The organism is Rhizobium sp. Root483D2 (genome assembly GCF_001426685.1).
In the GTDB taxonomy this organism is placed as follows: Bacteria; Pseudomonadota; Alphaproteobacteria; order Rhizobiales; family Rhizobiaceae; genus Pararhizobium; species Pararhizobium qamdonense.
The window spans coordinates 117,064-140,449 of sequence record NZ_LMFB01000009.1 but is presented as its reverse complement, the minus strand read 5'-3'; the positions used below and the strand labels follow the sequence as shown (position 1 = coordinate 140,449).

The 23,386-nt window shown below is 60.5% G+C and carries 22 protein-coding genes; 13 read left to right on the top strand and 9 right to left on the bottom strand.

The features are described from left to right. The first annotated feature begins 160 nt into the window (after positions 1 to 160). The 5 genes from ASD32_RS07275 to ASD32_RS07255 all read left to right on the top strand — a co-directional run bounded on the left by ASD32_RS07275 (position 161) and on the right by ASD32_RS07255 (position 7,030). A complete protein-coding gene (locus tag ASD32_RS07275; protein ID WP_060637347.1) occupies positions 161 to 820 on the top strand; it encodes an ABC transporter ATP-binding protein in 660 nt (219 codons plus the stop codon). Then, a complete protein-coding gene (locus tag ASD32_RS07270) occupies positions 820 to 3,228 on the top strand; it encodes an ABC transporter permease (RefSeq protein WP_156383086.1) in 2,409 nt (802 codons plus the stop codon). Before ASD32_RS07275 ends, ASD32_RS07270 begins: the two co-directional genes overlap by 1 nt. After that, positions 3,218 to 4,288, top strand: coding sequence for a lipocalin-like domain-containing protein (locus tag ASD32_RS07265; RefSeq protein WP_060637346.1), 1,071 nt, complete (start codon positions 3,218 to 3,220; stop codon positions 4,286 to 4,288). Before ASD32_RS07270 ends, ASD32_RS07265 begins: the two co-directional genes overlap by 11 nt. Before the next feature lie 590 nt (positions 4,289 to 4,878). Further along, entirely contained in the window at positions 4,879 to 6,351 is a 1,473-nt protein-coding gene (locus ASD32_RS07260; RefSeq protein WP_060637626.1) for a nucleobase:cation symporter-2 family protein, read from the top strand. 73 nt (positions 6,352 to 6,424) lie between these two features. Beyond that, a complete protein-coding gene (locus tag ASD32_RS07255) occupies positions 6,425 to 7,030 on the top strand; it encodes a nucleoside deaminase (RefSeq protein ID WP_060637625.1) in 606 nt (201 codons plus the stop codon). Positions 7,031 to 7,100: 70 nt separating this feature from the next. On the opposite strand, the gene ASD32_RS07250 is transcribed toward ASD32_RS07255, so the two are convergent. The 6 genes from ASD32_RS07250 to ASD32_RS07225 all read right to left on the bottom strand — a co-directional run bounded on the left by ASD32_RS07250 (position 7,101) and on the right by ASD32_RS07225 (position 12,377). Beyond that, positions 7,101 to 7,991 (bottom strand): SIS domain-containing protein, encoded by an 891-nt coding sequence (locus tag ASD32_RS07250; protein ID WP_060637624.1) that lies wholly within the window; start codon positions 7,989 to 7,991, stop codon positions 7,101 to 7,103. Positions 7,992 to 8,320: 329 nt separating this feature from the next. After that, a complete protein-coding gene (locus ASD32_RS07245; RefSeq protein ID WP_060637345.1) occupies positions 8,321 to 9,184 on the bottom strand; it encodes an MBL fold metallo-hydrolase in 864 nt (287 codons plus the stop codon). A 4-nt stretch (positions 9,185 to 9,188) separates the two neighbouring features. Continuing rightward, positions 9,189 to 10,127, bottom strand: a complete 939-nt coding sequence (locus ASD32_RS07240; RefSeq protein WP_060637344.1) for an NAD(P)-dependent oxidoreductase — start codon at positions 10,125 to 10,127, stop codon at positions 9,189 to 9,191. Then, positions 10,124 to 11,005 (bottom strand): shikimate dehydrogenase, encoded by an 882-nt coding sequence (locus ASD32_RS07235; RefSeq protein ID WP_244490138.1) that lies wholly within the window; start codon positions 11,003 to 11,005, stop codon positions 10,124 to 10,126. Before ASD32_RS07235 ends, ASD32_RS07240 begins: the two co-directional genes overlap by 4 nt. A gap of 65 nt (positions 11,006 to 11,070) precedes the next feature. After that, positions 11,071 to 11,724: a bifunctional 4-hydroxy-2-oxoglutarate aldolase/2-dehydro-3-deoxy-phosphogluconate aldolase gene (gene eda / locus ASD32_RS07230; RefSeq protein WP_060637342.1), complete on the bottom strand. Its 654-nt coding sequence runs from the start codon at positions 11,722 to 11,724 to the stop codon at positions 11,071 to 11,073. A 29-nt stretch (positions 11,725 to 11,753) separates the two neighbouring features. Then, positions 11,754 to 12,377: a glucose-6-phosphate isomerase gene (locus ASD32_RS07225; protein ID WP_060637341.1), complete on the bottom strand. Its 624-nt coding sequence runs from the start codon at positions 12,375 to 12,377 to the stop codon at positions 11,754 to 11,756. Positions 12,378 to 12,572: 195 nt separating this feature from the next. Between ASD32_RS07225 and ASD32_RS07220 the strand changes: the two genes are divergently transcribed. From ASD32_RS07220 to ASD32_RS07185, 8 genes are all read left to right on the top strand, one after another. Further along, positions 12,573 to 13,553, top strand: coding sequence for a substrate-binding domain-containing protein (locus ASD32_RS07220; RefSeq protein ID WP_060637340.1), 981 nt, complete (start codon positions 12,573 to 12,575; stop codon positions 13,551 to 13,553). Positions 13,554 to 13,690: 137 nt separating this feature from the next. Then, complete coding sequence (locus tag ASD32_RS07215) at positions 13,691 to 15,202, top strand: sugar ABC transporter ATP-binding protein (protein ID WP_060637339.1); 1,512 nt, start codon at positions 13,691 to 13,693, stop codon at positions 15,200 to 15,202. A gap of 62 nt (positions 15,203 to 15,264) precedes the next feature. Further along, positions 15,265 to 16,188: an ABC transporter permease gene (locus ASD32_RS07210; RefSeq protein WP_244490137.1), complete on the top strand. Its 924-nt coding sequence runs from the start codon at positions 15,265 to 15,267 to the stop codon at positions 16,186 to 16,188. Between the two features lie 74 nt (positions 16,189 to 16,262). Continuing rightward, positions 16,263 to 17,765, top strand: a complete 1,503-nt coding sequence (locus ASD32_RS07205) for an FGGY family carbohydrate kinase (RefSeq protein ID WP_060637338.1) — start codon at positions 16,263 to 16,265, stop codon at positions 17,763 to 17,765. Next, positions 17,762 to 18,430, top strand: a complete 669-nt coding sequence (locus ASD32_RS07200; protein ID WP_060637337.1) for an HAD family phosphatase — start codon at positions 17,762 to 17,764, stop codon at positions 18,428 to 18,430. The genes ASD32_RS07205 and ASD32_RS07200 overlap by 4 nt, the downstream gene beginning before the upstream one ends. Positions 18,431 to 18,456: 26 nt before the next feature. Further along, positions 18,457 to 19,230: an SDR family oxidoreductase gene (locus ASD32_RS07195; protein WP_060637336.1), complete on the top strand. Its 774-nt coding sequence runs from the start codon at positions 18,457 to 18,459 to the stop codon at positions 19,228 to 19,230. Further along, positions 19,221 to 20,312, top strand: a complete 1,092-nt coding sequence (locus tag ASD32_RS07190) for a glycerol dehydrogenase (protein WP_060637335.1) — start codon at positions 19,221 to 19,223, stop codon at positions 20,310 to 20,312. The genes ASD32_RS07195 and ASD32_RS07190 overlap by 10 nt, the downstream gene beginning before the upstream one ends. 14 nt (positions 20,313 to 20,326) lie before the next feature. After that, complete coding sequence (locus ASD32_RS07185; RefSeq protein WP_244490118.1) at positions 20,327 to 21,085, top strand: SDR family oxidoreductase; 759 nt, start codon at positions 20,327 to 20,329, stop codon at positions 21,083 to 21,085. Positions 21,086 to 21,165: 80 nt separating this feature from the next. On the opposite strand, the gene ASD32_RS07180 is transcribed toward ASD32_RS07185, so the two are convergent. From ASD32_RS07180 to ASD32_RS07170, 3 genes are all read right to left on the bottom strand, one after another. After that, positions 21,166 to 21,480, bottom strand: coding sequence for an Atu4866 domain-containing protein (locus tag ASD32_RS07180; RefSeq protein WP_060637334.1), 315 nt, complete (start codon positions 21,478 to 21,480; stop codon positions 21,166 to 21,168). A 116-nt stretch (positions 21,481 to 21,596) separates the two neighbouring features. Beyond that, positions 21,597 to 22,178: a nuclear transport factor 2 family protein gene (locus tag ASD32_RS07175; protein ID WP_060637333.1), complete on the bottom strand. Its 582-nt coding sequence runs from the start codon at positions 22,176 to 22,178 to the stop codon at positions 21,597 to 21,599. 124 nt (positions 22,179 to 22,302) lie between these two features. Then, complete coding sequence (locus ASD32_RS07170) at positions 22,303 to 23,373, bottom strand: aldo/keto reductase (protein WP_060637332.1); 1,071 nt, start codon at positions 23,371 to 23,373, stop codon at positions 22,303 to 22,305. Between the last annotated feature and the right edge of the window lie 13 nt (positions 23,374 to 23,386).

Below are 23,386 nucleotides of genomic sequence, written 5' to 3'. Positions count from 1 at the left end.
AGGCTGAGGCGTTTCAAGCCGTGGGCTCAGGAATTTCCAGCGTCATTTCGGCTGTTCGCTGGGTTTCTGCTTCCGGAGCCCTAGCTTTATCACATCAGCGTGTAGACGGATCGGCCTTGACGGATGAATGTTAAGAACCGCGTCACAACTCGGATATCGCATGCCTCTTCTTTCAGTCCAGAACGTCCGGAAAACCTACACGACGGCCGAAGGCCGTCTGGATGTCCTCAATGATATCCGCCTGACGCTGGAAGCCGGCAGGACGCTAGCGCTGACGGGTGAATCAGGAAGTGGTAAAAGCACGCTTCTCCATCTCGTCGCCGGGCTCGATGCGCCCGATGCCGGAGCGATCGTCGTCGATGGACTTGAAATCGCTGATATGAGCGAGCCCGGCAGGGCTGCGATGCGCCGCAACGTCGTCGGCCTGGTCTTCCAGCAATTCAACCTCATTCCGTCACTGAACATTGGCGACAATCTCTCCTTTCATGCCCGGCTCGCCGGACGCCAGGATAGGACGTGGCTTGACACGCTCACCGGGCGGCTGGGATTGAGCAGTCTTCTCACGCGATATCCAGAGCAGCTTTCCGGCGGCCAGCAACAGCGTGTGGCGATCGGCCGGACGCTTGCGGCCAAGCCGAAACTCATTCTTGCCGACGAGCCGACGGGAAACCTGGATGAGGCGACAGGCGATGCCGTCCTGTCGCTGATGCTTGAACTTGTGGCGCAGACCGGCGCTGGTCTTTTGATGGCGACGCATTCGCAGCGGCTGGCCGGGATGCTGGACGATCGCATGCATCTTCATGCGGGAAAGATAGCCTGATGCTGGCAACGGCATTGGGCGCGCTCCTGTCACATTGGCGCCGCCGGCCCCTCCAATTCGCGATGCTGTTTCTCGGGCTGTCGCTTGCGACGGCCTTGTGGTCCGGCGTGCAGGCGGTCAATGCGGAAGCGCGCGCCAGCTATGATCGCGCCGCCGCGATGCTGGGCGGCGACAGGCTTTCGCAGATCGTCACGCAGGATGGCAGTTCGATTCCCCAGACGGATTACATCGCGCTGAGGCGAGGTGGCTGGCTTGTATCCCCGGTCCTTGAAGGCGATCTCCGCATGGGGACGGGCCGCCTGCATATCATCGGTCTTGACCCCATAAGTTTACCGGAGGGTGCAAGCCAGGTCGACATCAGTGGGGGCGGGGACCTCATTGCCTTCACATCACCGCCCGGCCTCATGATCGTGAACGCCGCAACTGCGGCATCCCTGCGCGGGAAAGAGCCGGCGCCGCTGACTATATCCGAAAGCGTTCCTCCCGCAACGGCGATCGTCGATATCGGCATTGCCCAGACGCTCCTGAACCAGCCTTCCATGATCAGCCGTATGATCGTTTCTCCCAAGCAGCAGGAACGCCGCGTCACACTTGAAGACGTCTCTGCAGGGTTGATTGTCAAGGCTCCGGACCCGCAGGGGGATCTCTCGCGGCTGACCGGAAGCTTCCATCTCAACCTCACGGCTTTCGGCATGCTGGCCTTCGCCGTCGGGCTGTTCATCGTCTATTCCGCCATCGGTCTTGCCTTCGAGCAGCGGCGATCGACGTTCCGCACGCTCCGGTCCATCGGCCTTTCGGCACGCGCGCTGGTCGGGCTGCTTCTCGCCGAGCTTCTGGCGCTCTCGGCTGTCGCGGGCCTTGCGGGCATCGCACTCGGATACTTGATGGCGTCGGCTTTACTGCCAAATGTGGCAGCGACCCTTCAGGGCCTGTACGGAGCGAATGTTCCGGGCACGCTAACGCTGCGGACCGAATGGTGGGCAACGGGTCTTGGCATCGCCATTCTCGGAACGCTGGTTTCGGCGGCGCAAAGCCTCTGGCGGGTCTGGCGCATGCCGATCCTGGCGCCGGCACACCCCCGGGCCTGGGCGCTCGCGTCGGAGGGGCTTTTGCGTTTTCAGGCGGTGGCTGCCATCCTCTTGCTGCTGTTGTCTTTCGGACTGGCGAAATGGGGCATAGGCCTGGTCGCGGGGTTCGGCGTTCTTGGCGCTCTCCTGCTGGGATCGGTTCTGCTCCTGCCCGTTGTTCTCAGTCTTCTTCTGGCTGCAGCCCAGAGGCTTGCGGCTGGACCGCTGTCGTCATGGTTCTGGGCGGATGCGCGCCAGCAGGTTTCCGGCCTGTCACTGGCGCTGATGGCGCTGCTGCTTGCTCTATCTGCCAATGTCGGTGTCGGCACGATGGTGTCGAGTTTCCGGCTGACATTCACCGGCTGGCTGGATCAGCGCCTGGCAGCCCAACTCTACGTCACCGCACGATCAGACGCGGAAGGCAGCGCGATCAGCAACTGGGCAAGCACGCGGGTCGATGCGGTCCTGCCGGTTTGGAATACGCAGGGGAACTTCGCCGGACAGACGGGACAGGTCTTCGGGATCAAGGATGATCCGCTCTACCGCCGGAACTGGCCGCTTTTACAACAGGCAGCTGATGTCTGGGACAGGGTCGAAGCCGGGAGCGGCGCCTTGATCAACGAGCAGCTCTTCAGGCGGGCGCATCTTGAGCTCGGCGCCCCGCTTGTTCTGCCCGGCGGCTGGAAGACGGTGGTCGTCGGCGTCTATTCCGACTATGGCAACCCCACGGCCCAGGCTATGGTCGGCCTTGACGGGTTCATGGCTCATTATCCCGAAGCACCGAGGCTCAGATATGCGCTGAGGATCGATGCTGCAGATCCGAATGCGATTGCTGACGAGCTGCGATCGGTATTCGACCTTCCTTCTCAGAATGTTGTCGATCAGGCCAGCATCAAGGAAAAGTCGCTGGAGATTTTTGAGCGGACTTTCGCCGTGACCGCCGTTCTCAACGTGATGACGCTCGGCGTCGCGGGATTGGCGATGTTTGCAAGTTTGCTGACGCTATCGGGAATGCGGCTCCCGCAGATCGCGCCGCTCTGGGCTTTGGGGCTGACCATGAGACATCTGGTCCTGCTCGAACTTGCCCGTACCATGCTGCTTGCGGTCTTCACCTTCGTTGCGGCGGTGCCAGTCGGGATCGGCATGGCCTGGGTTCTGCTGAGCGTCGTCAATGTCGAGGCTTTCGGATGGCGTTTGCCGATGCATCTGTTTCCGATGGATTGGGTTGTCCTGGGCTTCTACGCGCTCGCCGCCGCGCTGCTGGCAGCGCTTATTCCGCTGCGGCGGCTGATGCAGATATCACCGGCCGATCTTCTGAAGGTGTTTTCCAATGAACGATAGAACGTGGTCTGCTTTGATTGCGGTCATTCTCTCGTGTTGGGTCGGAGCAACCGCCTGGGCGCAAGGCTTTGCAGCGCTTGGCACCAGCGCGGATGGCTTTGCCGTCCCGCAGCGCGGAACGGAATTCCAATTTCCGGATGATTTTGGAGCGCATCCCGATTTTCGCATCGAATGGTGGTACATCACCGCAAATCTGAAAGGCCCGGATGGAACCGAATACGGCATCCAGTGGACGCTTTTCCGGTCGGCCTTGAAACCCGGCGAAGCCGCAGGCTGGTCGAGCCCGCAGGTCTGGATGGGCAACGCGGCGCTGACGACGCCAAGCCACCATTTCGTCTCCGAAAAACTGGCACGCGGCGGTGTGGGGCAGGCGGGTGTGAAAGCAAATCCGTTCTCAGCCTTTATCGACGATTGGACAATGAGGAGCCCTTCCGGCACGGCATCCGGTCTATCCAGCCTGGACTTGTCAGCCAGCGGTCTCGATTTTCGATACGACCTCAAGCTTCTGGCAGATGGACCGCTGGTGAAACATGGTGACAACGGCTATTCGATAAAATCAAACGCCGGGCAGGCCAGCTACTACTATTCGCAGCCCTTCTATTCGGTCACGGGAACGCTGGATACGCCACAGGGACATGTTGAAGTCACCGGAAAGGCCTGGCTTGACCGGGAATGGTCAAGCCAGCCTCTGTCTGACAATCAGAGCGGCTGGGACTGGTTTTCGCTGCATTTCGATGATGGCACCAAGCTGATGACTTTCCGTGTGCGTGACGACAAGTCCGGCTACGTGACGGGAACGTGGATCGCATCGGACGGAACGCCGGCGCCGTTGAAGCCCGGTGAGGTCATTCTGACGCCAACGAGCAGCCAGGAGGTGGCGGGCCGTCAACTGCCGCTCACCTGGACCATCGACGTCCCTGGAAAAGGCTTGAGCGTCACGGCATCGGCTTTGAACCCCAATGCCTGGATGAACACGCGTTTTCCCTATTGGGAGGGGCCAGTCCGGATTTCCGGGACGCATAAGGGCCGGGGATATCTGGAGATGACGGGCTACAAGTGACGGCGATGCGTCGTTTTCTCGAAGGAGATTTCCGTTGATTTTCGCGAAGGTGTTTCGTCTTTTTCGAGACGATGGCATCGACGACACGCCGTTTGGAAATGGCGGCACGCTGATTTAATTGGCTTATTCACTGAATTGCGGTCCATATTCAGCCGGGATATGCGGAAATGTTCATGATACGGCGGCGGCATCGCCTGGGTGTTTGGTTGACAGGTTCCGCGAAAAGAATGCACGTTTGTGACATCGCAGGCAAAAACCTGCCAGAAATACCCCGCTCAACACGTGTTGATGACGATCCGGAATTCGCACCTTCCGGAACAGGGTCCTAGCGAAGCTGGCCGGAAAGCCGGTGCAACTATGGAGCTGGTAAGGCATGCAATCCGACACCTTCTTTCACCACGCAGTTCGCGTTGTCGGCGACCGGGACACCCGCCTTTTGCGCCGCAATGGCCACAAACCGCAGTGGTCCCTCTTTCAGGCATGAGTTCAGCTCCGGCATGGCCTTAGCCCCGATGGCTCTGCCGCAACGCCTGATCGACAGGGGTGCAATCCAAAGCGAAGACGCTTGCAAAGGTATGGAGGAGTTTACCTTGGCACATAAAGAAGAGGACAGTGCGGTTGGCACGCGGCCGGAAGATGAAAAGCTCAGCATGGGAGCCAATCTCGCCTATGGGCTTCAACATGTTTTGACGATGTATGGCGGTATCGTTGCCGTGCCGCTTATTCTCGGACAGGCGGCTGGGCTCAGCACCAGCGATATCGGGCTTTTGGTGACGGCGTCGCTGTTCGCCGGCGGGCTTGCCACCATTCTTCAGACACTTGGCCTGCCATTCTTCGGCAGCCGCCTGCCGCTGGTGCAGGGTGTTTCGTTCTCAGGCGTCGCGACCATGGTTGCAATCTCCGGCAATGGCGGTATCCAGGCCATTCTCGGTGCGGTCATCGTGGCGTCCGTGATCGGTCTTTTGATCACGCCGGTCTTTTCCCGAATCACGCGCTTCTTTCCGCCGCTCGTCACGGGCATTGTCATTACGACCATCGGCCTGACGCTGATGCCGGTCGCCGCGTTCTGGGCGATGGGCGGCAACAGCAAGTCGCCGGATTTTGGAAGCCCCGCCAACATCCAGCTCGCTGCCGTAACCCTTGCCATCGTGCTGTCGCTGAGCAAGCTCGGAAGCGCCTCGATTTCGCGGCTGTCCATCCTGCTTGCCATCGTCATCGGCACCGGGATTGCCTACGTCGCCGGCATGACCGACTTTTCGCAGGTGCCGAACGGCCAGTTCTTCGCGCTTCCGGCGGTCTTCCACTTCGGCTATCCGACGTTCGAAATCGCGGCGATTGTCTCGATGTTCATCGTCATCATGGTCACGCTTGTCGAGACGTCGGCGGATATTCTGGCCGTCGGCGAGATCGTCGAGACCAAGGTCGATTCCCGCCGCCTTGGCGATGGGCTGCGCGCGGACATGCTGTCGAGCATCATCGCTCCCGTTTTCGGATCATTCACACAGAGTGCGTTTGCACAAAATGTCGGGCTGGTCGCCGTAACCGGCGTGAAGAGCCGGTATGTCGTGGCAACGGGCGGCCTTTTCCTGGTTGCCTTGGGCCTCCTGCCGGTCGTGGGCCGCGTGGTGGCGGCGGTTCCAAGCTCTGTCCTTGGCGGTGCCGGGATCGTGCTTTTCGGCACGGTGGCGGCAAGCGGCATCCGCACGCTTTCGAAAGTGGACTATAACAACAATATGAACCTGGTTATTGTCGCAACCTCGATTGGCTTCGGCATGATCCCGATCGCGTCTCCGGGCTTCTACGAGCACTTCCCTGCCTGGTTCGCCACGATCTTCCATTCCGGCATCAGCTCTGCCGCCTTGATGGCAATTGTGCTCAACCTGCTGTTCAATCACATCAAATCGGGCAATTCCGATCAGCAGTCAGTGTTCGTCGCAGGCGTCGAGCGGAGTATCCGCTACCAGGATATCGCCCGGCTTCACGACGGTGACTATTTCCTCAACGGCAAACTCTATGACGCTGCGGGCGCCGAGGTGCCGCTGCTTGCGGCTCAAGCCCATTGAGCCCCCCATCAACATTCCGGTCTGGCCCTTGTGGCACCCGGACAATTGCCTGCAAATCTCCAAGGACAATGAGATGACTGACCACAATGAAACACTGAAACTGCTGGATGCCCTGCTCTCAACGATGGAGACCGGCATCATCCCGGCCACAGAGATGGGCGTGGCCTCCGGCAACAAGATTTTCGGCGCCGCTTTGCTGCGGAAATCGGATCTATCGACCGTTCTCGTCGAAACCAACAACGAGACCGAAAACCCGCTTTGGCACGGGGAAGTTCATACGTTGAAGCGGTTTTATGAAATGACCGGCTCCGAGCGGCCGGACTCGCGCGAGCTTATTTTCCTATCGACGCACGAACCTTGTTCAATGTGCCTTTCGGCGATCACCTGGGCCGGCTTTGACAACTTCTTCTATTTCTTCAGCCACGAGGATTCCCGCGATGCCTTCGCCATTCCCCACGACCTGAAAATCCTGAAGGAGGTCTTCACGCTGGAGCCCGGCGGTTATAACCGCACGAATGCCTTTTGGAAGGGGCAATCAATCCACGCCCTGATCGATCAGGCGCCGGAGCCGCAACGGTCGCAACTGCAGGACCGGGCGGCCGCCATCGGCCGTAAATATGACGACCTTTCCATGGTCTACCAGGCGGGCAAGGACGGCAACGCAATCCCGCTCAGCTAAATGTCATGCCTTCGATGCGCCGCTGTCGGGTACACCCCGGTGGCGCATCGTGTAATTTCCCTTTGGGCGTCTAAAGCGGCTGCATGCGGCGCATGTCCGTCAGCTGCCGTTTCATGCGGCTGACACGTGCCTGCTCTTCCTGCGGCCTGCGCATGCCGACGGCGGTGGAGAGAATGTCGATGACGACGAGGGCTGCGATGCGCGAGATCGTTGGGGTGTAAGTATTGGTATTTTCAAGCGTCTCCACGATGATCGATACGTCGCAATAGGTGGTCAGAAGCGAATCCGAGCCGGTCATGCCGATAATCTTGGCACCGTTTTCGCGGGCGATGCGGGCGATCTCGATGATCGAGCGTGTTGTTCCCGTATTGGAAATGACGAAGGCGATATCCCCCGGCTTCATCATCGAGGCGACCATCAATTGCTGGTGCGAATCCAGCTGCGCGCCGCAGGGAACGCCGAACAGCGGGAACTTCTGCTGCGCGTCACGGGCGACGACTCCAGATGCGCCAAAGCCGAAGAACTCGATGTATTGCGCTTCGCAGAGCAGATCGATCGCCCGTTGCACGGCAGCCTTGTCGAGATGATTGCGCGCCCAATCGAGGCTGGTCATCGTGTAATCGAAGATCTTCTCGGTGATGACTTCAGGCTCATCCGTGCCGAGCAGCACGGAATGGGTAGCGGGTGTTCCAAGCGCCAGGCTCTGCGCCAGCCGTATCTTGAAATCCTGGAAGCCGTTGCAACCGATCGCGTTTGCAAACCGCACGACGGTCGGCTGGCTGACTTCGGCAAGGGCTGCCGTTTCCCCAACAGTCGCCGTGATGATGCGGCGCGGGTCCTGCAGAACGATATCGGCGACTTTCCGATCGGATTTGCGCAATTGCGAGCGCATGGTCCTGATCACCTCGATGACATTGCGGTTCGGGTTGGTGCGCAGGTCCGCGCCTGTATCAGTATCCATTGCAGCCGCCTTCATGTCATTCGCATTCACCCGGATCTTGGCCGCAGTGCGGCTCAATGCTAGAGCGCTTCATCTTTAAACGGAAGCGATTCTGTTGGCTCAATACGGCCGCTCCACACGAAGGATGGCGCAGAGCGATGCCGACCCATCGCGCAAGCCATCCGACACAGTGGACGGCCGTTTTCAGCCAACCCGAAGGGCCGGATGAATTTCGGCCATGACCGGCGGCGGCCGTCTCGACCGCAGCTTCTGCTGCGCTCTTCGCCAGCCGCCTTGGTCCTGGCCGAAATTCCTTCCGGCAGAATGCTTCCGTTTAAAGATGAAGCGCTCTAGCCGTTGCGCCATTCGAGTGCAATTGCTGCGCGTGCCCGCACAACACGGAGAGAAGCGGTGTGTGCGCTTGCGGCATCGATACGATCCGGATCCTCCGTGTTGAAGGCGAAAAGGCCGTAGTGGTGGGCGACCATCGCAGTGCAGCCAACCTTTGTGGCAACGCCGATCGCCTCGTCCAGCGTGAAATTCCCCGGCACTCCATTGTTGGAAAGTTCAGCCTTGCGGCCATTGACGGGCAAGAGGGCCAGATCCGGTTTTAACGCTGCGATATCCGCAGCGAGGCCTTCAAATGGGATGGAATCACCGGAATGCCAGATACGCACACTTCCGGTATCGATGAGATAGCCGAGGAAACGATGGTTGCCGGCGTCATCCGTTTCGAGCGCTTCATGCGCGGCGCGGGTGGCCGTGACGGTGATGCTATCAATCGTCAGCGTCTCTCCCGCATTCATCAGGCAAAGCCGGCCGTCAGGAAGCCCTGAGCGTTCGCGAACAGTGGATAGGGATGCCCGTGGCGCAACGAGAAGCGCATGAGGGTTTGCCGCCATCAGCGGGATCAGCGTGCCGGGGTCCATATGGTCGGTGTGATGATGGGTACACAGAACCAGATCGACCGGCGCCAAATCGGCCGGCGCGATTGGCGCCGGCATCATGCGTTCATGGGGGCGGGCGGTGCCGCGATATTTTTCCGCCAGCGTATCCGAGAGATAGGGATCGATGACCATGCGGAACGTGTTGGTCTCGATGATGAACCCGGCCTGGCAAAGCCAATGAAGGCGCGTGTTGCCGGGTGCAACCGGCTGCGCCAGTGTCTTTGAAAGAGAGCGATCCAACGGGATTTCGACCAGCTTGTCCGTCATCGCGTCACGACGCCTTCAGAGCTGCGATCAGGTTGTTGGCGGCGATGCGGGTTGCACGATCGACGCTTTCTTCCGTGAATCCGCCGATATGGCTGGTGGCAACCACGCGCGGGTGGGCGGCAAGCGACAGGGATGCCGGTGGTTCCTGTTCGAAAACATCCGTCGCATAGGCGCTCAGCCGTCCTTCGTCGAGTGCTTCTATCAGGGCAGGTTCATCGATCAGCCGCGCCCGCGCCGTATTGATGATCACGGCACTCTTTTTCATCCGGCCGATCCGCTCCGGTGAAATGAGGGTGGAGCCGTCGCGCGGCAGCGGGCAATGCAATGTCAGCACGTCACAGCTGTCGAGAATATCGTCGATGCCGGCATAGGAAAACCGGGAGGAGGGCAGGTCGAGATTGGGGCGGGCCGGGTCGAACGCGATGACGGAAGCGCCAAGGCCGATCACCATGCGCGCCACTTCGCGGCCGATCGCGCCGCAGCCGATAATACCGATCACGCGGTTCTGGATTTCCAGCCCGCGAACGCGCGGCCACCCGCCTTTCTTGATGCCCGCATCCGAAAGCGGGATGGCCCGCAAGGCGCTGAACAGGAGACCGATCGTCAGCTCCGCCACGCCCATGGCGTTGGCGCCCTCGGCAATCACGATTTTCACGCCTTTTTCGGACAGGATGTCCACCGGAAGATTGTCGATGCCGACGCCATTGCGGCTGATAACGCGCAGGTCCGTTGCGGCATCGAGCACGCGGCGGGTGACCGGCTCAACGCCGGCCAGCCAGCCGACGCAACCCGGAACCAGCGCCACCAGTTCGTCCTCGGCAGGCATTGCTCCAGCTGTGGAGTAGACGATCTCATATCCATCGTCGCGCAAGCGCTCGATATCGGGATGCGGTTCCGCCGTCAGAGACCGGGGTGTGACAAGTATGCGCTGCGCTGAGATCATCGTCCTGCCGCCTTCAATGCGATGTCGGAAACCTGGTCGAATACGGGGCCGGAGGCTGGGATATCGATCGCGAAAACCTCGGCGATCACCTGCGTCCAGCCGTGCAGGAAATAGGTCCAGCCATCGACGACGGTAAGCGCCCGGTCCTTTTCCTGCGCGCGGGCCTGATCAAGAAAAATCAGGTCGCCGCGATAGTTGAGGTCCCAGACGACGGCGCGCTCCGGAAAAACCGCCGCATCCGACAGCGGCGAGCCCGGCGCGTCTTTTCCAAGGCCGGTCGCATTGATGACGAGAGAGCCGGGCTTCAAGGTTTTCAAAACGGCATCGTTATCTTCGGCTTTGGGCGCAAGGATATAGTCGATCGGGACCGCCGTTTCGATCCCGGCATGAATGGCACGGATTTCGTCGAGCCGGTGCTGGCTTCTGTTGGACACGACGATACGCGAGGGCACGTCATGTCCGCGTGATGCCCGCATCAGATGCCAGGTGATGGCGATGGTGGAACCGCCAGCGCCCATGGAAAAGAGTTCGGCGCCGTTCTTCCCGAAATATCCTTGGCCGAGAAACCCATCGATCGACAGGCCGGACGAGATGGGGTCCTTGGCATGGCAGATCAGCTTGCCGCCCCGTTTGGAGATGCAGCTGGTCTCGCCCATCAGGGATGCATGCGGATCGATGACGTCGAACAGGTCCTTGCAGGCGGCATAGAGGTCGATCTTGTGGGTCGTGACCAATGCGCCCATCGAAAGCGGATCGTCGCGGATGAATTCCACGGCAGCGCGATAGGCAGCGGGATCGTCATGCAGCTTGAAATCGATGCCCTTGATGACAGCGTCCTTCAGGCCGAGGAATTGCGCCCAGGCCGGAAAGACCTTCATGATCGAGCTCTTGGTCGTGGTCACGCCGATGAAGTAAAGTGTCGGCTGCGTGGCGGGGCTATAGATCACGCGCGTTTCTCCAGGGCTTGCTTGGCAATGCGAACGGCTGATGCTGCAGATTTTGCAATCTCGGCGAACCGGCCTTCGCGAATGTCTTCAGTCTTGGCGATCCAGGTGCCGCCGACGGCGACCACGGCTTTCAGCGCCAGCCATTCGCCGATTGTCGTCTCGGTGACGCCGCCGGTCGGGATGAAGCGGATATTGAGATGGGCGAAGGGGGCAGAAATGCCGGCCAGCGCCTTGGGGCCGCCGGCAATGCCTGCGGGGAAGAATTTCGCCAGGCGCACGCCGCGTGCTGCAGCCAGCGACAGGTCGGACGGGGTCATGATGCCGGGGCAAAACGGCATGCCGGCTGCCTTCGCGGCATCGACGATCTCGGGATCGTAACCTGGCGCCAGCCCGAAGCGCGCGCCGGATGCAACGGCGCGGGCGAGGTTATCCCGGTCGAGAATAGTGCCGGCGCCGATGCAGAGTTCCGGCCGCGCGTCGCGGATAGTGGCGAGCACATCGGCTGCAGCCTCGGTGCGGAACGTGATTTCGGCAACGGGCAGGCCGCCTTCGAGCAGCGCGTCGGCCAGCGGCACTGCGTCTTCGACGCGCTCGATGGCGATCACGGGAACGACGCCCAGGCTGGCGATGAGATCAATCGGGTTTAGCATGGCATGTCCTTGTCTGGATTGGGCGTGTTTCAGGCGTAGGTTTTCATCAGCGCGTTGACGGTGGCGGTGGTGCGCGGCTTGTAGGCCTTGTTGTCGATCATTTCCCATCCGCCGGCAGCCGTTGCGACGATGCGGTGGCGCATGCCGTTGGATGTCTCGATGATGCCGTAATCCTGGCCGCTATCGGAGGGATAGGCGAACACCATCACCAGGTCCTCGTTGCCGACATTGATGGACCGGTGGATCCAGAAGGGCGGCACGTAGCAGATGGTTTGCGGGGCGATCTCGATGATGCGGGTTTCGCCATCCGGCGATTCCAGCTGCATCAGGCCATTCCCCTTCTGCCCGTAGTAAATCTCGGGGCGATCCGCCTTGGCGTGGATATGGCCGCGGGTCAGGAAATATTCGTTGCCGACACGGCCCGGATTCATCCGGGTGACGCCGTAGATCAGATCTCCGGAATGCGTGCCCGGCTTGAAGTCTTCGACATCATAGACAACGGGGTCGCGGGTGGATGCGAGAAGGGCGCTGAAAGCGGCCTGGTCCTTATAGAGCCCGTCGAGCGCGCTCAGCCGCTTTTCGTAGCGGCCGGTATTGCCGCTCATGCCGCCCTTGTCGATATCGACGGTGCTGGAAATTGGTTCCCGTAACATGAAAGCTCTCCAATTGGTAATTTCACTACATAAATAATTCTCAATTTTCGCACAAGAGAATTTTTTAGCCATTTAATTACAAAAATGCTGAATAAATCCGCCATATCGATATTGACGTCGATATTTTATGTAATTACGCTACTTAAACCATCAGAGGAAACCTGGCGGCTCAAATTCAAGTGGAGGAGGAATTCCATGAACCTGATCAAGAAGACGACATTGAAGCTGGCGCTTGCGGCAGCGGTATCCGCCGCCGCCATTTCGGCGGCCCAGGCTGCCGATTGCAAGATCGGCGTGTCGATGAAGACGCTCGATGCCCCTTACTTTGCAGCACAGGAAGTGTCGGCGAAAAAACATGGGGCGGAAGTCGGCTGCGAAATCATCGCCGTTGATGCACAAAACGATCTCAACAAGCAGATTGCCGATGTCGAGGACATGGTTGCTCAGGGCATCCAGGCGCTGATCATCAATCCGCGCGACAGCCAGGGTCTCGTTCCGGCCGTCAATGCCGCATCGGCTGCAGGTGTCAAGGTTTTCGTCATCGATTCAACGCTGGACTCCAAGGCTGATTTCGTCACGTTGATCCAGTCTTCGAACGGCCAGAACGGCCAGCTCGTTGGTCAGTGGATCGCGGATCAGACCAAGGGCAAGGCCCTGAAGATCGCTCTCCTGTCCGGCGACAAGGGCAATGAAGTCGGCCAGGAGCGCCGCCTCGGCGTGCTCGCCGGCCTGCTTGAAGGCCAGCTCCGCAATGAAGGCCGCGCCAATTTCGAAGTCGTCGGCCAGGGCTGGGGTCTCTGGGGCAATGAGGGCGGCCTGAAGGCGATGGAAGACCTTTTGACTGCCAACCCGGAGATCAACGTCGTTCTCGGTGAAAACGATTCCATGGTTCTGGGCGCCCAGAAGGCGCTGGAACAGGCCGGACGCCTTGACGGTGTGCTGCTGGTTGCTGCTGCCGATGGTCAGAAGGAAGCGCTCCAGATGATCAAGGGCGGCACCTATGGCGCAACCGGCCTCAACGACCCGGCCGTTGTCGCGGCAACTGCCGTCGATATGGCCAAGCAGGCCATCGAGGGAACATTGCCCGCCGCCACGCCGAAGATCACGTACACCAAGCCGGTGGCGATCACGAAGGACAATGTCGATCAGTATTACAAGGCAGACGCTGTCTTTTAAGCCGCTGATCCTCCCGGGTGAACGGCGGGGCATAAAAGCGCCCGCCGTTTATCTCTCCTTTTCCATGTCGGACCGGAGCCGGTTTTCGCTTCGGACCGTGGCGTTCCAGGACGCCGGGTACGTGAAGAACCTGTGTCATGACCAAACTTGTTGAACTGACGGGTATCCGCAAATCGTTCGGCGGTGTGCATGCGCTGCGCGGCGTCGATTTTGCGTTGCGTGCGGGCGAAGTGCATGCGCTGCTGGGTGAAAATGGTGCCGGAAAATCGACGCTGATGCGCGTGCTCGGCGGCGAATATGTTCCTGACGGCGGCACGGTTGAAGTCGGCGGCGAGCCGCAGAATTTTCGCAGCCCGGCCGATGCGCTGCAGCGCGGCATTGCTGTTATCCATCAGGAAATGGCACTTGCGACGGATCTGACCGTCGCCGAGAACATCTTTCTTGCGGAAATTCCATCGCTGATCTCCTGGGGCGATCTCAACCGGCGCGCCACCGCTTTGATCTCCAGCCTCGGCTTTGACATCAACCCGCGCATGACCGTCTCCGATCTTTCGCTGGCTCACCAGCAGGTGGTGGAGATCGCCAAAGCGCTTTCCCGGAATGTCCGCATCATCGTCTTCGACGAACCGACTGCCGTTCTTGCCGTGCGTGATGCGGAACGGCTTCTCGGCATCATCCGGACGCTGCGCGACCGTGGTGTCGGCATCATCTATATTTCCCACCGGCTGGATGAGGTCTTCCGCATTGCCGATCGCATCACCGTCATGAAGGACGGCGCCTCGGTAAAGACGGTCGATCGCTCCGAAGTCGGGATCGAGGACGTCATTAACATGATGGTCGGCCGTTCGCTGAAGGCGCTGTTCGGCGAGGATGTCGCACGCAGTCCGGGTCAGGAAGTCCTTAAGGTCGAGAACCTTTCGGACGGCAACCGCGTCAAGGGCGTGTCGCTCAGCGTCAGAGCCGGCGAAATTGTCGGGCTTGGCGGACTTGTCGGGGCTGGCCGCACGGAGCTGGTCCGGCTGATCTTTGGCGCAGAAAAGGCGAGGAGCGGCCGCATCCTGATCAACGGCAAGGAGTTCAAGCCACGCTCGCCCAGAGATGGTGTCAGAGCCGGCATCGGGCTCGTTCCGGAAAACCGCAAGGAGCAGGGCGTCATCCTCGATTTTCCGATCCGGACCAATGCGACGATGACCAAACTTGGCTCATTGGTGAATGCCTTCGGCTTTATCAGGCGGGCGAAAGAACGCGCCACAGTCGAAAAGCTTGCCGCGCGGCTGCGCATTAAGGCGGGCGATCTCGGTGATCCGGTATCGAGCCTATCAGGCGGCAACCAGCAGAAGGTCGTTCTGGCAAAATGGTTTCATGCCGATGGCGCCGTGCTGATTTTCGATGAGCCCACCCGTGGCGTCGATGTCGGTGCCAAGACGGAGATCTATTCGTTGATCAAGTCGCTCGCTGCGGAAGGCCGCGCCGTCCTGGTGATTTCCTCCGAACATCTCGAACTGTTCGGCCTGTGCGACCGGGTGCTGGTCATGCGGGAAGGGCATCTGACCGGAAGCCTCGAGCCGCAGGACTATTCGGAGGAAAAACTTCTCAAGCTGGCGATGGTCAGCACTTCGGGTCCCTTGCAACAAGAACCAGCACACTGATGGGTACAGCCATGACAGACATAGCCGAAACCGGCCCGCGCCGCTCGATCAATATCAGCAGCATGCTACATCGCTACGGCACGTTCGTGATCCTGATCGCCTTGCTGATCGTGGCGGCGTCGATGTCCGACGTCTTTCTCACGCAGCGAAATCTGGTCAACGTGCTTCGCCAGATTTCGGGCACCAGCCTCATGGCCGTCGGCATGCTGTTTGTCATCCTGACACGCGGCATCGACCTGTCGGTCGGTTCCATCGCTGCCCTCGGCAGCGTCATATCGGCCATTCTGATCCAGCAATATTCCCCTGGCGTTGCAATCGGTGCGGCGGTGATCGCCGGCGGTCTCTGCGGCGCCGTCTCCGGTGGTCTCGTTGCCTACCTGAAGCTGCCACCTTTCGTCACGACGCTGGCCATGATGACCATTGCGCGCGGTCTTTCCTATATCGTCTCGACCGGACAGCCGATCGTCATGGGTGAGGCCGGCGCCTTTATCACAGGCTTCGGCTCCGGTTCCCTGATCGGCATTCCCTATCCGATCATCCTGATGGCGATCGTTTTCGCCATCGCCGGTATCGTTCTGGCCTTCACCCGTTTCGGCCGCCTGGTCAAAGCGATCGGCTCGAATGCGGAAGCTGTCCGTCTGTCCGGTATTCCGGTCGCCCATTATACGATGTCGGTCTATGTCATCTCCGGCTTTCTTGCCGCTCTTGCCGGCATCGTCTCCACCAGCCGCACCGGCGTCGGATCGGCCAATATCGGCGTCGGCGCCGAACTCGATGCTATCGCCGCCGTCGTCATCGGCGGCGCAAGCCTGATGGGCGGGCGCGGCGGCGTCATCAATACCCTGATCGGCGTCCTGGTTCTCGGCATCATCGCCAACATGATGAACCTGGCGCGTGTCCCTGGTTATCACCAGCAGGTCTTCATGGGCTGCATCATCATCGGCGCGATGCTTCTTCAGTATGCATCGACGATCTTCAAGCGGTAAGGTCTCTTTCAAGCCATGGTTTCGCAGGCCGTTTGCGAAACAGACAGATGATATCAGCATTCCGGACAGAGCCCATGACCAAGGACCTTTCACTGGCAATCGACGTCGGCACAGGCAGCGTCCGCGCTGCCCTTGTCGATGATCGGGGCCGCGTGCTTGCCATTGCCGCACAAGAGCACGAACAGATCGTGCCAGCCTTTGGCTGGTCGGAACAGCGCCCATTGGATTGGTGGCGCGGTGTGGTCCAGGCAATCCGCAGCGTGCTCGACCAGGTCGAAGATGCGCGCGGCCGGATCGTCGCTATCGCTGCTTGCGGCCAGATGCACGGAACGGTGCTGATCGATGACGACGGACAGCTGACCCGCGAGACCGTGCCGCTCTGGAACGACAAGCGCACGATCGGTCACGTCACCGCATTCGAAGCCGCCCATCGCCCGCAGGATTATCTCGGCGAAAGCTCCAATCCGCCGACGCCGGCCTGGCCGGCCTTCAAGCTGCAATGGATCCGCGACAACGATCCCGATGCCTATCACCGTGCCACCGCCGTGATGATGCCGAAGGACTTCATCAACCTGCGGCTGACGGGCGAGCGGGCGATGGACCGTACAGAGGCCTGCGCCAGCTTTCTGATGAACCCTGAAACCGGCAACTGGTCTGAGAGCATGTGCGACATGCTGGGGCTCGATCGGAGCAAGCTGCTGCCGATCCGCAACCCGCTCGACGTGCTGGGCACGGTGACGCAGGCTGCGGCGCTGGAAACCGGGCTTCTTGCCGGCACGCCTGTCCTCGTCGGTTGCGCCGACTATCCGGCGGCCTTGCTCGGCTCCGGTGTCTGCCGCCCTGGGCTCGGTTCCGAGGTGATGGGAACGTCCTCGATCATCACAGCGATTTCCCGTAAGCCGCTGCTCGATCCGTCGATTTCCAATGTCGGCACGGTGGAGGGCAACTGGGGCGCGTTCATGCTGCTGGAATCCGGCGGTGATGCAATGCGCTGGGCGCGGCGGGCCTTTCACGAAAAACAGCTCGGCTATAGCGAGATCGTCGAGAAGGCAGCGCAGGCGCCGGCGGGGTCTGATCGCCTGTTCTTCGTACCCTATCTGGCCGGCGAGCGTTTCGGCGACCACCGCAATGCGCGCGCCCAGTTCTTCGGTCTTGCCGCAGCACATGGGCTGGCGCATATGCACCGCGCTGTTCTCGAAGGCGTAGCTTTTGCCGTCAAACGGCATATTACCATCATGGAGGAGGCGTCAGGCGAAAAACTGGAACGCATTATCGCATCCGGCGGTGGTGCCCGCACCAAGCTCTGGATGACGATCAAGGCCAGTGTCTACGGCATCCCTATCTTGGTTCCGCAGGAAGCCGAATGTGGCATTGTCGGCTGTGCCGCGATGGCGGCAACGGCAACGGGGCAATTCGGCTCGATCGAAGCGGCCGCCGGCCGGTATGTTTCCTTTTCAGAGGAAATCCTGCCGGATCCGGCATGGGCTGAGACCTATCGTCCGATGCAGGCTTTCTTCGAAAAACTCTATCATCACAGCCAGGCGCTCTACGACGATCTCGACAGGTTGCCATCATGACGATTTCCGCTGTTCTCTTCGACATGGATGGAACGCTGATCGACAGCGAACCGACGCATTACGACGCGCTCGTTAACGCCGTGGCACGGCATGGCCGAACAATTCCGGACGGTTTTGCTGAGCGTATCACCGGCATGTCGATGGCAGACTGCCATGCGGCGCTGGTCGAAGCGATTGGGTTAAATCTCACCCTGGATGACCTTGTGGCTGCAAAACACGCTGCCTATCTGGCGCTCGCACCCTCCCTGAAACGGCGCGCGGGCGTCGATGCGGTGCTTGAGCTGCTCGCACGCCACCATATCCCTTATGCTGTCGTCTCGAATTCGGACCGGATGATCGCCGATGCCAATCTGCGGGCAACCGGGCTTTCGCGCCCAGGCCTCATCAGCGTGACGCGCAATGACGTGCGTCAAGGCAAACCGGACCCGGAGCCGTATCTGCGCGCGGCGCATCTTTTGAACGTACGGGCGCAGGATTGTGTCGTGGTCGAGGACAGCCCTGTCGGCGCGCAGGCGGGACTGTCGGCCGGCATGCGGGTCATCGCCTGGCCGGAACCGCATCGCGGCGACCTCGTTTTTCCCGGTGGCTGTTTGCCGGCCGATCCATTCAATCTGATCGCAGCGCTTGCCGGGCTGCAGACATCGCCGGCCATTCAAGCCGCTTAACCGTTTAACCTTTGGGGGAGACCACCATGTATCTCGACAAATTCAAGCTCACGGGCAAGGTTGCCGTCGTCACCGGCGCGGCGCGCGGCATTGGCCTATCGGCCGTGGAAGCCCTGGCGGAGGCAGGCGCGACCGTCGTGCTGACCGATATGAACCCGGATCTGCTTGCCGCCTCGACGGCCGGCATGCGCGAAAAAGGATTTTCCGTCGATAGCGAGCAACTCGATGTCACCGACGTTGCCCGCGTCCAATCTGTTCACGATGCGATCGTCGCGCGCCATGGGCGGGTGGATATTCTCGTCAACAATGCCGGCATCGCCATCAGCAATCACCCGGCCGAAACCATGGCAGATGATGTCTGGAACAAGGTCGTCGATGTCAATCTCAACGGGTTGTTCTGGTGCTGCCGCGCCTTCGGCCGTTCGATGCTGGAGCGCCAGTCCGGGTCCATCGTCAATGTCGGGTCGATGTCTGGTTTCATCGTCAACCGGCCGCAGGAACAGGCAAACTACAATGCCTCGAAAGCCGCTGTTCATCATCTGACCCGGTCGCTGGCTGCCGAATGGGGTGCGCGCGGCGTGCGCGTCAATGCGGTCGCTCCGACCTATATCGACACCGACATGAACAAATATGTCTACGATGATGCGGACATGTACAAGCACTGGGTCGGCGGCACGCCGATGAACAGGATGGGCCGCCCGGAAGAAGTGGCGTCCGTCATTCTCTTTCTTGCCAGTGACGCTTCCAGCCTGATGACCGGTTCGATCGTTCTGGCGGATGGAGGTTATGTATGCTGGTAAGAGCAGCAGAGGCTGTCGCCACCAGAGGTGCGCGCTTTCCCGGACGCTATATTCAGGGTCCCGGCAGCATCGCCAATCTGGGTGCTGAGGCCGCGTCCTACGGATCGAAAGCCGCCATCCTGCTCGACAACGGCATCTTCGATCTGCTGGTGGAACCGGTCACCGAGGCCTGCAATGGCAAGATCGAAGCGCTGGGCATCCGCCATGGCGGCGAATGCAGCGAAAGCCAGATTGCAGCACTCGTGGAGGCCGCGCGCAAATCGGGCGCCGATGTCATTATCGGGGCGGGCGGCGGCAAGGCGCTGGATACGGCAAAGGCGGCGGCACGCGATCTGGACCTGCCGGTCATCATCTTTCCGACCATCGCAGCCTCGGATGCGCCCTGCAGCGCGCTTGCGGTCATTTATAACGACGATGGCACCGTCGCCTATGACACGTTTCTGCCGCGCAATCCCGATCTGGTGCTGGTGGATACCGCGCTGATCACCCAGGCACCGGCCCGGTTTCTGGCTGCCGGCATCGGTGACGCGCTCGCCACATTCTATGAGGCCGATTCCTGCCGCCGCAGCGGGGCGCGCAACTGCATGACGATGCCGGGCATTTCGATTGCCCATGAGATTGCCCGCCTGTGCCGCGACACCATCTTTGCGCACGGGGCCCAGGCGCTTGCGGAATGCGATGCAAATACGGCTGGTCCGGCGCTGGAGCGCGTCGTGGAGGCCAATATCCTGCTCTCTGGCATCGGTTTTGAATCCGGCGGCGTTGCCGCCGCCCATGCCATTCATCATGGCCTGTGCGAGCTTGAAGATGTGCATCATCATTTGCATGGCGAAAAAGTCGCGATCGGCGTCCTCGCCGGTCTGAAGCTGCATGGGCTTGAGGACGAATTCGAAAGGGTTCGCGCCTTCTGCGCCAAGGTTCGTCTTCCGGTGCGGCTCGCCGATATCGGTATTGCGGATGCGTCGGATGAGAAGCTTGCGATCGTCGCGCGGCGGTCCTGCAGGCCGGGCGAAATCATCCATAACGAGCCGATGCCGGTCACGGAAGACATGGTCGTCGCCGCGCTGAAAACACTGATTTGAAACGGAAGTTGAATATGACCATGGATAGCGAAAACAAGGCGTTCCCGGAACAGCAGTTTACTGGAAAGTCTGTCGTCATCTCCGGCGGCACCAGCGGCATCGGGCTCGCCATCGCCGAAGGCTTTTCCCGCGCCGGTGCAACGGTTGTCGCCAGCGGTTCGTCCGCCGCAAAGATCGCCGAATGCCAGGCGAATGCGGATTATGCCGCTATCGATTTCCGCTTGCTCGATGTCCGCAGCAATGAGGACGTCAAAAGCTTTTTCGCCGGTTTCTCGAGCCTAAACGTGCTGGTCAACTGCCAGGGCGTCGCGCGGCCCAATGCCGAATGGGACGAAGAGACATTTCTCGATGTCATGGACATCAATTTATCAAGCGCAATGCGGCTGTCGCGGGCAGCTTTTCCATTGCTCAAGATATCGGGCGGCAGCATCATCAATTTTGCCTCGATGCTCAGCTATCTCGCCGATGAAACAGTGCCAGCCTATACGGCGAGCAAGACGGGGATCGTCGGTTTGACCCGGGCTCTTGCTCACAAATATGGCCGCGACGGCGTCCGGGTCAACGCAATCGGCCCCGGTTATCATAAGACCGAGATGACCCGGGCGCTCTGGTCTGTTCCAGACAGCGCGCAAAAGATCGCCGAACGCTCCGCCCTGAAACGCTGGGGAACAACAGCCGACCTCGTCGGCCCCACACTGTTCCTCGCCTCCCCCGCCGCCCAATTTGTCACCGGTGTGACGCTACCGGTCGATGGCGGCTACCACTCGGGCTGACCAAAGTTGCCCCGTTTGGGCGGTCTAATCCGAAATTTCGCGCCGCGCCGGAGACGCCCTCGCAACGTCCGGCCACAAGCCTACCTCCGGCGCAAGACCATGCCGCCGTGATGCAGGGTATCTGCATCCACGAAGTCGCCATCGGCGGTGAAGCCGGTGTCGTCCCAGTATTCGATATGCTGGCCGGAGACTTCGTAGCGGCCCTCATAGGCGCGTTCGCGTGTACCGCGTGCTTCGACATAGCGTCCTGATGGCAAAAGTTCGTGGCGGACGTGACCATCGTCGGTCACCCAGAGGCCGGTATAGGGATGGTGCGGTTGCATGGTGGTGTCCTCAGCTTGAGCGGTTTGAGCAAAAAGAGTGGCGGTTATCAGGAAAGCAAACACATGCCGCATGGCTGGTCTCCCAGGATGATTGGCTGCCCCGTTGTGGGGTGGGTTTTGTGATCGTTTGGCTGGCTCCGGCAAGGGGCGGGGTGGCCGCCGCGCTATGCCGGAGGGGTCGCGGGTGCCTATTGGGCGCGAGGTTCATTGTTATCGACCACGCGCTGGTAGGCCGCCAGATCCAGAAAGGCCTCGGCCTTGACGACGGAGCCGTCCTTCATCTTGAAAATCCAGACGAACTGGTTGCGGTAAGGGGCGCCCGAGGTTGTCGTTGCCGAGCCGTCAAAGCGGATAATGACCGTGTCTCCATCCGCAACGATAGTGTGGACCTCTGGCAAGATAGGGGTGCTGAGACGGCTTGTCAGGGGGCTGGAGCCGCGCTCGGTGAAATCCTTCAGACCCCGGTAGGTGCCCGCGACGGGGCTGGAGCCGTGGATCGTCCAGACGACGTCGGGCGAGAGAAGCTCTGCAAAAATGTTGCCGCCTGTCCGCCAGGTTTCAAAAGCCGAACGAACGATCGCCTTGTTCTGCGTCTCAAGGCCGGTGCCCTGGATTTCCGGCCGGGCAGCCGCCACGGTGCCTTCGGCATGTGCCGATCCGGTGATGGCCAGGAACACCAATGTGGCCACCACGTTGCGGCTTGCCGCGACGTTGCGGCCTGCGGCGACCACGTTGCGGCTTGCCGCAGGCGGGAAATATATCCGTGACATGGGGGTCATTGTGTCAGTCCTTTGTTGGGATGTTGGAGAGAGAGAGAGGGAAAAGGCTGCCGGTATATGAGCCAGGCTGAAAAGCCTTGCTCAGCGCGGGAGGCGAGCCAATGGGGGCGACGGATCACGACTGCGGTGATGCCGTGGTCCTTGCGTTCTTCCACAGATCGAGTGGCCCAAGCCGGTCGGCACCTTGCGTGTCCACCATCCAGCCGGGATATTCGGGCGGCAGTTGGCTCACCGCATCGAGTTTAGCCAGGTCGTCGTCGCTGAGCTTCAGATCTGCTGCAGCCAAATTGTCCTCAAGCTGGTCGAGCCGTTTTGCTCCGACGATGACCGAGGTCACCGCCTGGCGTGACAGCAACCAGGCTAAAGCCACCCGTGCTATGCTGGTCTCATGGGCCTGCGCGACCGGCCGCAGCGCGTCGATGATATTCCAGGCGCGTTCCTTGTCCACGATCGGGAAATCGAAGCCCGAGCGCCGGGCACCCTGCGGCGTCTGGTTATTCCGGTCATACTTGCCCGACAGCAAGCCGCCGGCCAAAGGGCTCCAGACCAGCAGGCCGCCGCGCTGATGATCAAGAAGCGGGATCATCTCCCGTTCGACGTCGCGGCCGGCCAGCGAATAATAGGCCTGGACGGTTTCGAAACGCGCAAGGTTCAAACGCTCGGACGCGCCGAACGCCGTTGCAATTTTCCAGACCGGCCAGTTGGAGCATCCGGTATAACGCACCTTGCCGTGACGAACGAGGTCATCGAGTGCGCGCAGCGTTTCCTCGATCGGCGTGATGCTGTCGCTCTGATGGATTTGGTAGAGATCGATATAGTCGGTACCAAGCCTTTTCAGGCTTGCTTCGACAGCCTCCACGATGTGTTTGCGCGAAGCACCGATGGAATTGCGGCCAGGTCCGGTTCGCATATAGCCCTTGGTCGCGAGCACCACGTCGCCACGGGCAAGGTCAAGGTTGCGGAACGACTGCCCGAGGGTCTGCTCGCTCTGGCCGTCTGAGTAGATGTCGGCGGTATCGAAGAAATTGATGCCGGCGTTGATGGCAGCGTTCACCAGTTCGTCGGCGCCCGCCTGACCGACATTGCCGATATGGGCATAAATGCCGCCGCCATCGCTGAATGTCATCGTTCCCAGGCATAGGCGGGATACGAGCAGGCCCGTATTGCCGAGTTGCTTATACTCCATCTTTTCAATCCTT

Excerpts from the sequence above, each read along its gene's own strand:
- ASD32_RS07275 (WP_060637347.1), top strand. The coding sequence starts at position 161 with ATGCCTCTTCTTTCAGTCCAGAACGTCCGGAAAACCTACACGACGGCC.
- ASD32_RS07270 (WP_156383086.1), top strand. The coding sequence starts at position 820 with ATGCTGGCAACGGCATTGGGCGCGCTCCTGTCACATTGGCGCCGCCGG.
- ASD32_RS07265 (WP_060637346.1), top strand. The coding sequence starts at position 3,218 with ATGAACGATAGAACGTGGTCTGCTTTGATTGCGGTCATTCTCTCGTGT.
- ASD32_RS07255 (WP_060637625.1), top strand. The coding sequence starts at position 6,425 with ATGACTGACCACAATGAAACACTGAAACTGCTGGATGCCCTGCTCTCA.
- ASD32_RS07250 (WP_060637624.1), bottom strand. The coding sequence starts at position 7,991 with ATGGATACTGATACAGGCGCGGACCTGCGCACCAACCCGAACCGCAAT.
- ASD32_RS07245 (WP_060637345.1), bottom strand. The coding sequence starts at position 9,184 with ATGACGGACAAGCTGGTCGAAATCCCGTTGGATCGCTCTCTTTCAAAG.
- ASD32_RS07240 (WP_060637344.1), bottom strand. The coding sequence starts at position 10,127 with ATGATCTCAGCGCAGCGCATACTTGTCACACCCCGGTCTCTGACGGCG.
- ASD32_RS07235 (WP_244490138.1), bottom strand. The coding sequence starts at position 11,005 with ATGAAGGTCTTTCCGGCCTGGGCGCAATTCCTCGGCCTGAAGGACGCT.
- eda (WP_060637342.1), bottom strand. The coding sequence starts at position 11,724 with ATGCTAAACCCGATTGATCTCATCGCCAGCCTGGGCGTCGTTCCCGTG.
- ASD32_RS07225 (WP_060637341.1), bottom strand. The coding sequence starts at position 12,377 with ATGTTACGGGAACCAATTTCCAGCACCGTCGATATCGACAAGGGCGGC.
- ASD32_RS07220 (WP_060637340.1), top strand. The coding sequence starts at position 12,573 with ATGAACCTGATCAAGAAGACGACATTGAAGCTGGCGCTTGCGGCAGCG.
- ASD32_RS07215 (WP_060637339.1), top strand. The coding sequence starts at position 13,691 with ATGACCAAACTTGTTGAACTGACGGGTATCCGCAAATCGTTCGGCGGT.
- ASD32_RS07210 (WP_244490137.1), top strand. The coding sequence starts at position 15,265 with ATGCTACATCGCTACGGCACGTTCGTGATCCTGATCGCCTTGCTGATC.
- ASD32_RS07205 (WP_060637338.1), top strand. The coding sequence starts at position 16,263 with ATGACCAAGGACCTTTCACTGGCAATCGACGTCGGCACAGGCAGCGTC.
- ASD32_RS07200 (WP_060637337.1), top strand. The coding sequence starts at position 17,762 with ATGACGATTTCCGCTGTTCTCTTCGACATGGATGGAACGCTGATCGAC.
- ASD32_RS07195 (WP_060637336.1), top strand. The coding sequence starts at position 18,457 with ATGTATCTCGACAAATTCAAGCTCACGGGCAAGGTTGCCGTCGTCACC.
- ASD32_RS07190 (WP_060637335.1), top strand. The coding sequence starts at position 19,221 with ATGCTGGTAAGAGCAGCAGAGGCTGTCGCCACCAGAGGTGCGCGCTTT.
- ASD32_RS07185 (WP_244490118.1), top strand. The coding sequence starts at position 20,327 with ATGACCATGGATAGCGAAAACAAGGCGTTCCCGGAACAGCAGTTTACT.
- ASD32_RS07180 (WP_060637334.1), bottom strand. The coding sequence starts at position 21,480 with ATGCGGCATGTGTTTGCTTTCCTGATAACCGCCACTCTTTTTGCTCAA.
- ASD32_RS07175 (WP_060637333.1), bottom strand. The coding sequence starts at position 22,178 with ATGTCACGGATATATTTCCCGCCTGCGGCAAGCCGCAACGTGGTCGCC.
- ASD32_RS07170 (WP_060637332.1), bottom strand. The coding sequence starts at position 23,373 with ATGGAGTATAAGCAACTCGGCAATACGGGCCTGCTCGTATCCCGCCTA.